The 12,245-nt window shown below is 68.1% G+C and carries 9 protein-coding genes; 6 read left to right on the top strand and 3 right to left on the bottom strand.

The features are described 5' to 3' along the window. Positions 1 to 216 precede the first annotated feature (216 nt). Entirely contained in the window at positions 217 to 702 is a 486-nt protein-coding gene (locus tag ULB03_RS03165) for a YajQ family cyclic di-GMP-binding protein (protein ID WP_145735970.1), read from the top strand. On the opposite strand, the gene ULB03_RS03160 is transcribed toward ULB03_RS03165, so the two are convergent. After that, positions 659 to 2,560, bottom strand: a complete 1,902-nt coding sequence (locus ULB03_RS03160) for an ATP-binding protein (RefSeq protein ID WP_322481845.1) — start codon at positions 2,558 to 2,560, stop codon at positions 659 to 661. The two genes, ULB03_RS03165 and ULB03_RS03160, sit on opposite strands and share 44 nt — an antisense overlap. Before the next feature lie 161 nt (positions 2,561 to 2,721). Continuing rightward, entirely contained in the window at positions 2,722 to 3,723 is a 1,002-nt protein-coding gene (gene dgcA / locus ULB03_RS03155) for an N-acetyl-D-Glu racemase DgcA (protein WP_322481844.1), read from the bottom strand. 132 nt (positions 3,724 to 3,855) lie between these two features. On the opposite strand from dgcA, the gene ULB03_RS03150 reads away from it, so the two are divergent. Then, positions 3,856 to 4,671, top strand: a complete 816-nt coding sequence (locus tag ULB03_RS03150) for a hypothetical protein (RefSeq protein WP_322481843.1) — start codon at positions 3,856 to 3,858, stop codon at positions 4,669 to 4,671. Between the two features lie 21 nt (positions 4,672 to 4,692). Here the strand turns inward: ULB03_RS03150 and ULB03_RS03145 are convergent, their stop codons facing one another. Then, entirely contained in the window at positions 4,693 to 6,024 is a 1,332-nt protein-coding gene (locus ULB03_RS03145; protein WP_322481842.1) for a CRTAC1 family protein, read from the bottom strand. A gap of 368 nt (positions 6,025 to 6,392) precedes the next feature. Between ULB03_RS03145 and ULB03_RS03140 the strand changes: the two genes are divergently transcribed. The 4 genes from ULB03_RS03140 to ULB03_RS03125 all read left to right on the top strand — a co-directional run bounded on the left by ULB03_RS03140 (position 6,393) and on the right by ULB03_RS03125 (position 12,240). Further along, positions 6,393 to 8,234, top strand: coding sequence for a ribonucleoside-diphosphate reductase subunit alpha (locus ULB03_RS03140; protein ID WP_322481841.1), 1,842 nt, complete (start codon positions 6,393 to 6,395; stop codon positions 8,232 to 8,234). A gap of 71 nt (positions 8,235 to 8,305) precedes the next feature. Continuing rightward, positions 8,306 to 8,959, top strand: a complete 654-nt coding sequence (locus tag ULB03_RS03135) for an EF-hand domain-containing protein (protein ID WP_322481840.1) — start codon at positions 8,306 to 8,308, stop codon at positions 8,957 to 8,959. A gap of 39 nt (positions 8,960 to 8,998) precedes the next feature. Continuing rightward, positions 8,999 to 9,964 (top strand): ribonucleotide-diphosphate reductase subunit beta, encoded by a 966-nt coding sequence (locus ULB03_RS03130; RefSeq protein WP_145735985.1) that lies wholly within the window; start codon positions 8,999 to 9,001, stop codon positions 9,962 to 9,964. 110 nt (positions 9,965 to 10,074) lie between these two features. Beyond that, positions 10,075 to 12,240 carry a tetratricopeptide repeat protein gene (locus ULB03_RS03125; RefSeq protein WP_322481839.1) on the top strand — a complete coding sequence of 722 codons (2,166 nt, stop codon included), beginning with the start codon at positions 10,075 to 10,077 and terminating at the stop codon, positions 12,238 to 12,240. The last annotated feature ends 5 nt before the right edge of the window (positions 12,241 to 12,245 follow it).

The raw sequence follows: 12,245 nt of genomic DNA, 5'->3' as shown, positions 1-12,245 counted from the left end.
GTATGTTTGACCCGCCCCCTGGCGTATCGCAACAAAATCTTGGGCCCCCGCCACAGAAACACGGGCAGGTGTTGCGCCCCGACGACGCGCCCCACCTTTGCGCGGATCTCGTGCCCGCCCGGGGATGCGCCGGGCCGTGGGGGCGTGCTAAAACCGGGGCAGGTGCGCCATCGCTGCGGCGCCGTTGATCACCGTTTATGTGGGAGCCTGATTGCCATGCCGTCCTTCGATATCGTTTCCAAGACCGACAAAGCCGAGGTGGACAACGCCGTGGCCGGCGTGGTGCGTGAACTGGGCCAGCGCTTCGACTTCAAGGGCGCGAAGTGCACCATCGAGCACAAGGACAACGTCATCACCATCGTGGCCGATGACGCGCCCAAGCTGTCGCAGATGCAGGAAATGCTGAAGGTGCACCTGACCCGGCGCAAGCTGGACGTGGGCTGCCTGGACTGGGGCACCGATGAGCGGGCCGCCGGCGACGCCCGCCGTCAGGAAGTCAAGGTCAGGCAAGGCATCGACAAGGAACTGGCCAAGACCATCGTCAAGGCCATCAAGGACAGCAAGATGAAGGTCCAGGCCGCGATCCAGGGCGAGGAGTTGCGCGTCACCGGCAAGAAGATCGACGACCTTCAGGACGCCATCCGCCTGGTGAAGGGCCTTAAGATCGAACAGCCCCTGCAATACGAGAACTTCCGGGACTGACGCCTGGGCCGGGCGCGGCGGCTCCCCGGCCGCCGCCCGTGGCAGTTTGTCCGGTCCCGCGTTCCAGCGCGTCCGCCACCATGCGCTGCAGGCGGGGCGGGGCGATGGGTTTGTGGGCCACGACCACGCCTACGGCGGCGGCCTGCTCCATCAACTGGGGGTCGGTGTCCCCCGTGACCAGCATGCCACCCACCTCGGCGCCGTAGCGGGCGCGGATGTCGGCGATGATGTCCATGCCACGCCGGTTTCCCGGCAGGCGATTGTCGGAAATCACCAGGCGCGGCGCCGCCCCGGCCTTGGCCAATCCCTCGAACAGCGCCTCGGGCGTCGGGGCGGCCAGGGGCACGCAGCCCCAATCCTCCACCATGGCCTCCAGCGCCGCCAATTGGAGCGGGTCGTCCTCCAGCAAGGCCACCAGCGCGCCGCCCGGAGCCTGCTGCCCGGTCGGATCGGGCGGCGTTTCCTTTTCCTTGGCCGGCGGCTCCGTCACCGGCGGTTCGGCGGCGGGCTCCCGCACGGGGGGCGGGGCGGACGGGGGTTCCTTGACCGGCGTGGCGGCCGTGGGCGGCGCTTCGCCGACCAGGACCGGGCCCGCCATGACGGGGCGGGGCGGGGCGGCACGCGCCGGCTCCGCCAGGGGCAAGGTGATGGTGAAGCCGGAACCCCGATTGGGGGTGGAGACGACCGTCACGGTCAGCCCCAGCAGGGTCGCCGTTTTCTTGACGATGGCCAAGCCCAGGCCCAGCCCATGCTGGGCGTCCCGCTTGTTCTGGGCGCCCTTCGCGGTTCCACCGGAGGGGCCGCCAGAAGCGCAGGCGACCGTCTCGCCCCGATAGAATTCGTCGAAGATGAAGGGCACCTGGTCCGCCGGGATGCCGCAGCCGGTGTCCCACACCTGCAACTGCACGCTACCCCCTTGGCGGCGGCAGCCGATGAGGATGCCGCCCTCGCGGGTGTGGCGCACGGCGTTGACGATCAGGTTGCGCACCATGCGGTCGATCAGCACCGGGTCGCTGTCGACCTGGGCGCTGGTGGCGACGCAGCGCAGGCGGACGCCATTGGCTGCGGCCAGGGGCCGGAACTCACCCGCCAATCGCTCCATCACCGTGGACAGGGCGAAACGCGTCGGCGCGGGCGTGACGGTCGCGGCCTCCAGCGCCGAGATCTGGACCAGGGCGTTCAGCAAGTCCTCGGTGGCGTCCAGCGACTCCGTCAGTTTGGCCGCCAGGTCGCGCTGGGCGTCCTCGGTCAGGCGGGCCTCCAGCAGGTGCAGGAACAGGCGCATGGCCTGGAAGGGTTGGCGCAGGTCATGGCTGGCGGCGGCCAGGAAGCGGGACTTGGCCCGGTTGGCCCGCTCCGCCTCCGCCTTCACCGCCTGGGCCTCCGCCAGGGCCACGGCGCCGCGGCGCGCGGCTTCCACCGTGATGTCCAGGCCCAGGCCGACGATGCCGACGACGCGGCCATCGGCCTCGCGATGGGGTTCCAGCACCAGGTCGTACAGGCGGCTTTCCGTCTCGCCGGGGATTTCCAGGCGGAACATGTGCCGCTCGCCCCGGCCGGTTTCCAGGATGCGGCCCTTGATGGCATGCAGGGTGGTGAACCCCTCGGCGCTTTTTCCGCGGCCGTTGCGGATGTCCAGGTCGGTCAGGCCCAGCACGCCGGGACCGAAAGCGGCCACCGGACCCTTGGCCCAAACATAACGCAAGTCGCCATCCTGCACGAACGCCAGCAAGGGCGCCGGGACGGACAGACGGTTCAGTAAGGCGTTTTCAGCCTTGAGGGCGGCGTTTTCGGCGCGCAGACGGGCCAATTCTTCCCGCTGCTCTCCCTGCTCCCGGCCCAGAATGCGATTTAACATAACCCTACCAGACGTTTTACTTGCCAGGCTGGGAGTTAATCCTCTTTTAGGCCAAAAGCGAAGTGCGCCCTTGGGCGTAGGCCCGCAGGGGGATGCCATTTGGCGGGGGTGCGGGAAAGGGTCGCGGGGGATCGCCGGCCGCCTGCAGACCGGCGCCGCGCTTATCCCCACAGATCCGGCGGCGGTGGTGCCGCCGTGGTGCCGTCATAGAAGATGCCCGGCGTCCGGTCCCGGGCCAGCAGCAAGGGACCGTCCAGGTCGACGAAGGCGGCACCCTGTGCCAGGAGGTGCGCCGGCGCCATGGAGAGGGAGGTGGCCACCATGCACCCCACCATGACCCGCAAGCCCGCCGCCTCGCATGCCGCCTTCAGGGCCAGCGCCTCGGTCAGGCCACCGGTCTTGTCCAGCTTGATGTTGGCCACCTGGTAGCGGCCCACCAGGGCCTCCAGGCTGTCTAGCCCATGCACGGACTCGTCGGCGCCCAACGGGATAGGGCACCTGTAGTCGGTCAGCTCCGCGTCGCGTCCCGCCGATAGCGGCTGCTCCAGCAGTTCCACGCCCAAGGCCGCCAGGCGCGGGGCGTAGTGGTCGAGCTGGTCCAGGCTCCAGCCTTCGTTGGCATCCACCATCAGCCGGGACAGGGGCGCGTTTTCCCGCACCGCCGCCACCCGCTCCAGATCGCCCTCACCCGTCAGTTTCAGTTTGAGCAAGGGGCAGTGGCGGGCTGCCGCTGCCGCCCGGCCCATATTCTCCGGCGTGTCCACCGACAGGGTGAAGGCGGTCGACACGGGGCCCGGCGCCGCCGTCAGGCCGGCCAGGCGCCACACCGGCGTGCCCGCCAGCTTGGCCTCCAAATCCCACAGGGCGCAGTCCAGGGCGTTGCGGGCGGCGCCCGGCGGCAGGCGCGTCTGCAATTCCGCGCGGGTCAACCCGGCGGCCACGGCGGCGCCCTGGGCGTCCAGCGCCGCCATCACCCCCGCCACCGTCTCGCCATAGCGGGCATAGGGCACGCATTCGCCCCGGCCGGTGACGGGGCCGCGCGGTCCCTCGGCGGTCACCTCCGCCACCACCACCTGGGCTTCCGTCTTGGCGCCGCGGGAGATGCGGAAGGTGCCGCGGATGGGAAAGGTTTCGGCACGGATGACGAGAACAGGGTGGCGCATCGGGATAGAACCTTGGCGAAAGATGCCGCCGCCGGCGGGGCGCGGCAACATAACGCTTCGCCACGGCCGGCGCGATCCGGCATTCTCCCGGGCGGCGGGACGGTAGTCGAGGGTTGGGTGGTTATGGAGGATATGCGGCGCAAGCCGGCGGTCTGGCATGAGGCGGCGGCCGCGTTCCGGGAGGTCTTGTCCGACCCCGGGCGTACCGCGCGTTTCGCCGGCATGCCGGCCCTGGTGATGATGGCGTTGTACGTCATCCTGGCGCTGACCTATCCGCGGCCGGCCAACCCGGCGCTGGAGGACGCGTGGGAAAACGAGGTCCTGCCCCTCTATCTCATCCCCACCTTCTTCAACGCCTGGTTTTTCATCCGCATGCAGGTCTGGTGGGCGCGTTGGGTGCTCCTGGCCGATGACGGCGTGGCCTTTCTCAGCCCCAGCCTGGGGCGTCGGGAGCTGGCCTATTTCGTCTGGTCGTTGGCGGCGGCCGTGACCACCTTGCCGGTGCTGGTCTTTCTGCTGCCGCTGCTGAGCCTGATCCAGAGCGCCCTGGTGGCGCTGGGGATGGAGATGCCGACGGCGGTCATGAACGGCCTGGCCGTGCTGGCCGCGCTGCCGCCTGTCCTGATCATGGCGGGCATCTACGGCCGCCTGATGGTGGGGGTGGTGCCCCTGGCGGTCGGTGGCGTCGCCTCCTTCCGCCAGGGCTGGGTCGCCACCCGGGGCGTGTCCCTGCGGCTGACGGCGCTCAGCCTGCTGACCGTGCTGCCGTCCCTGATCACCTTGATCTTCAGCCGCCTGACCGATCCCGTCGAGATCGCGGCCAGCTATGCCGTCAGCGTCGGCCTCTATGGCGTCGCCTGGGGCGCCTATGCCGTCATGGTGGCCCGGTTCTATGGGCTGACCCTGGGCCGAACCCGCCGGTCGGCGCCGGTGGTGGCGCCGTCCTGACGGCAGGTCTCCTGCCGGGGGTCAGCAGGTCGGCTGCTGGCCCAGGCTGGGATGATGCACCACCATCAGCCGGCACAGGTCCGGCTGCTCCAGCTTCAGCGTGGCGCCATCGGGCCAGGTGACCTCCAGCAGGTCCACCTGGGTGAGGTCGCCCAGCCCGAAGTGGGCCACCGGCTCGCGCTGGTAGGGCCCGCCTGAGCCGCTGGTGATGCTGCGCAACTGGCGCCGCCCGCCCGCCGTCAGGCAGACGGTGGCGCCGCGGGCCGGCGCCCCGCCGGCGGTCAGGGGCAGGACGCGCAGCCAGTTGTTGCCGGTGGGGGATGCCAGGAACAGCGACAGGGGCTGCGCCTCGCCATCGCCGTGGCCCAGCAGCAGTTCCAACTGGCCATCGCCATCGATGTCGGCCACGACGGCGGCGGTGCCCAGGCCGTCCGGCTCCGCCGCGTCGCCCACATCGATGGACACCCAGCGGTCTTCCCGCCAGGCGAACAGCCGGTTGGGCTGGCCATGAAGGTTGAAGAACAGCTCCTCATAGCCGTCGTTGTCGAAGTCGGCGGCGATGATGGCGCGCACGGGGCCCGGCTGTGCCATTTCCGGCGGCGTGACGTCGACGAATCCGCCGCCGGCGCGGTGCTGGAACAGGCGCTGCGCCCCATCGACGGTGCCCAGGACCAGGTCCACCAGGCCGTCGCCATCGGCATCCAGGATGGTGGCGGCGCTGGCCGTTCCTGCGGGGGCATCCAGTCCCAGCTCCTCCGCGATCTCCTCATACTGGCCGCCGCCCAGATTGCGGAACAACAGGTTGGGGCTATTGGCGCAGCCGACGAACAGGTCCGGCAATGAGCCGGTGAGGCAGGAGCCCAGCAGCAAACGGGCATCGGCCTCGATATCCAGGCCGGCCTCCTCGGCCATTTCACGCAGTCGTCCGCGGCGGTCCAGTTCGAACAATTGCAGGGGCGTGCCCTGGCCGCCGACGACGATGCCATAGCGGCCACTGCCCAGGCGGTCCAGGCAGGCGAGCGTGGTGCCGGGCGCCCGGTTGGCGGCGGCGAAGTTCTCCGGCAAGGCGGCTAGGTCGACCCAGCGGTTGCCGAAGCAGGCGAACAGCCGGTCCGGGGTGGGCAGGGCGCCGGCGGCCCCCGGCGCCGTCGGGTCGTTCAATATGTAGAGCTCCTCGCGCCCGTCGCCGTCCATGTCGGCGAACAGCGCCGCCCGGGCGCAGGCCTTGGCGTCGGCCAGGGGGCCGGCCGGATGCTCCACCAGGGCGCCGCCGTCCCAGCTCAGCACCCGGTTGGGCGCGTCGGCGCAAATCACCACGAAATCGAACCGGCCATCACCATCTATGTCCCCCACCGCGATTCCCGCACAAGATATAGGGGGGTTGGGGACGATGAGATTCGAGCACGCGATGAACATCAGGCTATCTCCAGGGTACAGGGTGACCCGCCCGCCCCGCGGGAAGGCCGCGCCGTCGTTAACCATGGCCCACCCTAGGATAGTGCATGCGGGCCGCGGTTTGCCTGGGAAATTCCGACGCAACGGGCTGTTTCGCGGCTGAACGGCAACAGCGGCGGCGTGCAAGAATTTTTTTTGAGTCCTATTCCTTAAATTCAGTTGGCGGACTGTCACGATTTGGTAGGATCAGCGCTCGTTGCCGCTAGATGTGGTGTCCGGTCCTCGGTTATCCACAGCGCAATTCATACACAGCCTGGGGATAAGTCATGCGGGACGGAGACGTTTTCGGCAGGATTCAAGTTGCTAACCGTCCGGCGGTCGTTGTGGATCATTCCCGTGACGATCTTTTGACGGCGTTCGGCAAGGCCACCTTGACCGACCGCTACCTGCTGCCGGGCGAAAGCTTCCAGGACCTGTTCGCGCGCGTCGCCAGCTACTACGCCGACGACGCGGCCCATGCCCAGCGCCTGTACGATTACATTTCCAAGCTGTGGTTCATGCCGGCCACCCCGGTGCTGTCCAACGGCGGCACCTCGCGCGGCCTGCCCATCAGCTGCTTCCTCAATGAGTGCAACGACAGCCTGAAGGGCATCGTCGACCTCTGGAATGAGAATGTCTGGCTGGCCTCGCGCGGCGGCGGCATCGGCAGCTACTGGGGCAACCTGCGCTCCATCGGTGAGAAGGTCGGCGGCAACGGCAAGACCTCCGGCGTGGTGCCCTTCATCCGCGTCATGGACAGCCTGACCCTGGCCATCAGCCAGGGCAGCCTGCGCCGTGGCTCGGCCGCCACCTACCTGCCGGTTTCGCACCCCGAGATCGAGGAATTCATCGAGATGCGCCGCCCCACCGGTGGCGATCCGAACCGCAAGGCGCTGAACCTGCACCACGGCGTGGTCATCCCCGACGCCTTCATGCGCGCGGTCGAGGCGGATGGGGAGTGGGCGCTGACCAGCCCCAAGGATGGCTCGGTCATCCGCCGCATCTCCGCCCGGTCCTTGTGGATTCGCATCCTGACCGCCCGCATCGAGACGGGTGAGCCCTACCTGCTGTTCATCGACCATGTGAACCGCGCCATGCCCGAACACCACAAGCTGGCCGGCTTGTCGGTGAAGATGTCCAACCTGTGCAGCGAGATCACGCTGCCCACCGGGCTGGACCAACTGGGCAATGAGCGGACGGCGGTCTGCTGCCTGTCGTCCCTGAACCTGGAATACTTCCTGGAGTGGCAGGACCACCCGACCTTCATCGAGGACACGCTGCGCTTCCTCGACAACGTCATGACCGACTTCATCGAGAAGGCGCCGGACGATATGGAGCGCGCCCGCTATTCCGCCATGCGCGAGCGCTCGGTGGGCCTGGGTGTCATGGGCTACCACAGCTTCCTGCAAAGCCAGGGCCTGCCGCTCGAGGGCGTGATGGCCAAGGTGTGGAACAAGCGCATGTTCGCCCACATCAAGCGGCAGGCCGACGAGGCGTCGCTGAAGCTGGGTCGCGAACGCGGGCCGTGCCCCGACGCCGCCGATTATGGCTCGGAGGAGCGCTTCTCCAACAAGATCGCCATCGCGCCCACCGCCAGCATCTCCATCATCTGCGGCGGCGCCTCCCCGGGCATCGAGCCCCTGGCGGCCAACGCCTTCAACCACAAGACCCTGTCGGGGTCGTTCTCGGTGCGGAACAAGTACCTGGAGCAGACCCTGGCCACCTATGGCCGCAATGACGAGGACACCTGGTCGTCCATCACGCTGAACGGCGGTTCCGTCCAGCACCTGGACTTCCTGTCGGACATGGAGCGCGACATCTTCAAGACGGCGTTCGAGCTGGACCAGCGCTGGCTGATCGAGCATGCGGCCGACCGTACCCCCTTCATCTGCCAGTCGCAGAGCCTGAACATCTTCCTGCCGGCCGACGTGCATAAGCGCGATCTGCACCAGATCCATTTCCAGGCCTGGAAGAAGGGGGTGAAGAGCCTCTATTATCTCCGCTCCATGTCCATCCAGCGGGCGGAAGCCGACATCGGCGCCGTGGTGGCCAAGAAGACGGATGCGAAAGCCAGCGCCCCGGCGGCCGTGGAAACGAATAATTACGAGGAATGCCTGGCCTGCCAGTGACCGACCGGTTGGCCGGTCGACGCAACGGGCCGGTCGTTCGATCGGTCCATCGATGCTGGCGGGGATGTCGCATGCGGGTTTTGAGGGTACTGGCCGGTGCCGCCCTGGTGGGTGCCATGGGCGTCGGTCTGGTGGGATGCGGCGGGCATGACATGCCCGTCAACCCCTACCTTCAATTGGTGCCGGTCAGCCCGTCCGGGCAAATCCTGGGGCCGCCCTCGGGCAGCCAGTTGCAGTACAAGACGGTGTTGTTGCTCTGGTTCCACAAGACGGACGCCAACCACGACGGCGTCCTGACCCGGGACGAGGTCCTGGCCGATGCGGACCGCAGCTTCGACCTGTTCGACCTGGACCATGACGGCAGCATCACCTCGGCCGAACTGGAAAAGTACCGCCTGTCCCAGCCTTTCCGGCCGCAGCCCCATCCGGTGACCTCCCTTCTCGGGGCCCAGGCCCGCACCGTCCAGCCGGACTCCGTGGAAGCGGCGCCGGAAGGGCAGCGGTATCAGGGGTCCCGGGTGCGGCTGCAGGTGGGGTTGGACCCCGTGATGTCGGCCGACACCGACAGCGATTTCCGGGTGACGCGGGAGGAACTGCGCGCCCAGTCGCTGCGCAAGTTCGACCAGTGGGACACCGACCATGACGGCAAAGTGACCGCCGATGAGTTCCTGGCCGCGATGATGGCGCCGTTCGAGGCGCTGACCAAGTCGTCAGGCTGGTTCTGATTCTTTTACCAACGATGTTTAGACGAACGGATTTCGCCCGTGCCCAGCCAGCTTCTGACCCCGAACCCCGTCTACAAGCCCTTCCGCTATCCCTGGGCCTATGAGGCCTGGCTGACGCAGCAGCGCCTGCACTGGATGCCGGAGGAGGTGCCGCTGGCCGATGACGTGAAGGACTGGCGGCAGAAGCTGTCGGACGGCGAGCGCAACCTGCTGACCCAGATCTTCCGGTTCTTCACCCAGGCTGACGTCGAGGTGAACAACTGCTACATGAAGAAGTACGCGGCGGTGTTCCAGCCGACCGAGGTGCAGATGATGCTCTCGGCCTTCTCCAACATCGAAACCATCCACATCGCGGCTTATAGCCATCTGCTGGACACCATCGGCATGCCCGAGGTGGAGTACTCCGCCTTCCTCCACTACAAGGAGATGAAGGACAAGTACGACTACATGCAGGAATTCACGGTGGACAACCCCGCCAACATCGCCAAGACCCTGGCGGTGTTCGGCGCCTTCACCGAAGGCCTGCAGCTGTTCGCCTCCTTCGCCATCCTCATGAACTTCCCGCGCTTCAACAAGATGAAGGGCATGGGGCAGATCGTGACCTGGTCGGTGCGCGACGAGACGCTGCACACCCAATCCGCCATCCGCCTGTTCCGCACCTTCGTCGCGGAGAACCAGGAGATTTGGACGGAGGCGTTCCAGAAGGAACTCTACGTCGCCTGCTCCACCATCGTGGCGCACGAGGACGCCTTCATCGACCTGGCGTTCGAGATGGGCGGGGTTCAGGGCCTGACGGCCGAGGACGTGAAGCAGTACATCCGCTGGATCGCCGACCGTCGCCTGGTGCAGCTGGAGTTGCAGCCCATCTATCGCGTGGAGAAGAATCCGCTGCCGTGGATGGACGTCATGCTGAACGGCGTGGAACACGCCAATTTCTTCGAGAACCGCGCCACCGAATACAGCAAGGCCGCCACCGGCGGCAGCTGGGACGAGGCGTTTGATTGACCTTTTTCGCGGTATCGCGGAAATGCTAATGGACGGGGCGTCGGTGTTATCATCGGCGCCCCTGTTGCATTACAGTGTTGGCGACCGACAGGCGGTGGAAAGGGGCGGTCGTGGGCGACGACGGGCACAATTTGCTGGTGAACAGCCAATGGGAAAAGGCGGCGGCCCATTTCCACGCGGTCGTGACCGCCGCGCCCCATGACGCCTCCGCCTGGAACAATCTGGGCGTCGCGCTGATGCGCATGGGTTACGGCGAGGCCGCGATCGATGCCTTCAGCCGCGCCCTGGCCGCGCAGGCGGATTTCGCGGCCGCCCGCGCCAACCTGAATTTGGCCCAGGCCCAGGCGGGGGCCGTGCCGGTCGCAGCACCCTGTGCCGAACAGCCATTGGCGGCACAGCCGGCCGGGCGCGACGCGGCGGCGGCCTTGAACGTCGCCGGCAATGACCACTTCGCGGCGGGGCGCTGGCAGCCGGCGGCGGATGCCTATGCCCAGGCGCTCGCCCTGTGGCCTGATTATGCCGATGCGCAAGGCAATCTGGGCAATGCCCTACGGGCCCTGGGACGGATGGACGAGGCCGTGGCCGCCTACCGGCGGGCCGTCGTCCTGGCCCCCGATGAAGCCGGCCACTGGTGCAACCTCAGCATGGCGCTGCAGGCCACCGGCGTCCTGGTGGAGGCCGCCGCCGCCGCGCGCCGCGCCCTGGAGCTTCGGCCCGACATGGCCTTGGCCCACGCCTGCCTGGGGATCGCGCTGCGCGATCTGAAGGATTTGGACGGCGCCATCCAGGCCTTCCAGCGGGCCCTGGACCTGGACGGGGGCCTGACGGACGCCATCCACGCCCTGTCGGGCTGCCTCATGGAGCGTCGCTGCTGGGACGAGGTGGAGGCGTTGGGGCGCCGTGCCTTGCTTCGGGACCCCCGATCCCTTGATGCCCTGGTTTGCCTGGCCGTCGCCCTCCAGGGCCAGAATCGGCTGGAGGAGGCGCTGGACTATGCCCGCCGGGGGCTGGCCATGCAGCCGGATAACGAACTGGCGCTGAATGTGGCCGCCGCGGCCCTGCATGGGCTGGACCACCAGGCCGAGGCCATCGCCGTGGCGATGCAGGGCGTGGCGCTCGCCCCCCGCAATGCCGACCTGCACAACACCCTGGGCATCGTGCTGATGGATGCCGGCCGCATGGCGGAGGCCCAGGCATCGCTGCGTCGTGCCATCGCCTGCAAGCCCGATTTCGCCACCGCTCACATGAACCTGGGCATGGCCTGCCTCCAGATGGGCGAGTTTGAGAAGGGCTGGGCGGAATATGAGTGGCGCCTGAGAGACGGGCATGAAATCCGGCTGTGGGATGTGATGCCCGAACGGGCCTGGCGCGCGGGGGAGGACATCACCGGGCGCGTCTTGACCCTGCATTGCGAGCAAGGCATCGGCGATCTCATCCAGTTCAGCCGCTACGCCGACCGCCGCTGGTGGGGCGGCCCCGGCCGTTCTGGTCCGCCGTCCCAGATCGTGCTGCGCGTGCCGCGCGCGCTGGCCGGCGTGATGGCCACCGTGGCGGGGGTGGATGCCCTGCTCGTGGACGACGAGCTGCCGGACAGCTGCGACGTTCACGCCCCCTTGCTCAGCCTGCCTCACCTGCTGGGCACCACCCTGGAAACCATACCGGCCGCGATCCCCTACATCAGGCCGCCAGCCGCGGCCATGGACCGCTGGCGCGGCTGGTTCGCGGCGGAAGGGGAGGCAGGCCTGGGCGGTGCCGGTGTGCCCCCGCTTCGGGTCGGCCTGGTCTGGGCCGGCAACCCCGGCCATAAGGGCGACCGCCACCGGTCCATTCAGGACCTGGGGGCATTGGCGCCCCTCTGGGCGGTGCCCGGTGTGCGCTGGTACAGCCTGCAGGTCGGTCCCCGCGCCGCCGATGTGGAAAAGCTGCCCCCCGGCCAGGTCGTGGATTTGAGCGGCCTGCTGGAAGACTATGGCGATACGGCCGCCGTCATCGCGCACCTGGACATCGTGATCACCGTCGATACTTCGGTCGCCCATCTGGCCGGCGCCATGGGCAAGCCCGTCTGGCTGCTGATTTCCAACCGCCCCGATTGGCGCTGGATGCGCGACCGGATGGACAGCCCCTGGTATCCCACGGCCCGGCTTTTCCGGCAGACGCGGATGAACGACTGGTCCGGCCCCATGGCGGGCATCGCCGCCGCCTTGCGCGAGCAGGCCGCCCGGCAAGGCTTTCCGGTCCCTCATCAGGACATCTTCCGCCGTCCGTTCGGGCTGTAGCCCTC

The sequence above is a fragment of the Nitrospirillum goiasense genome, from assembly GCF_034427435.1.
Taxonomy (GTDB): domain Bacteria; phylum Pseudomonadota; class Alphaproteobacteria; order Azospirillales; family Azospirillaceae; genus Nitrospirillum.
Note: the sequence above shows the minus strand (reverse complement) of the source record. Positions and strands in the feature narration are given on the sequence as shown.

Bases quoted from the DNA above. Each gene is read 5' to 3' on its own strand.
- ULB03_RS03165 (WP_145735970.1), top strand. From the start codon at position 217: ATGCCGTCCTTCGATATCGTTTCCAAGACCGACAAAGCCGAGGTGGAC.
- ULB03_RS03160 (WP_322481845.1), bottom strand. From the start codon at position 2,560: ATGTTAAATCGCATTCTGGGCCGGGAGCAGGGAGAGCAGCGGGAAGAA.
- dgcA (WP_322481844.1), bottom strand. From the start codon at position 3,723: ATGCGCCACCCTGTTCTCGTCATCCGTGCCGAAACCTTTCCCATCCGC.
- ULB03_RS03150 (WP_322481843.1), top strand. From the start codon at position 3,856: ATGCGGCGCAAGCCGGCGGTCTGGCATGAGGCGGCGGCCGCGTTCCGG.
- ULB03_RS03140 (WP_322481841.1), top strand. From the start codon at position 6,393: ATGCGGGACGGAGACGTTTTCGGCAGGATTCAAGTTGCTAACCGTCCG.
- ULB03_RS03135 (WP_322481840.1), top strand. From the start codon at position 8,306: ATGCGGGTTTTGAGGGTACTGGCCGGTGCCGCCCTGGTGGGTGCCATG.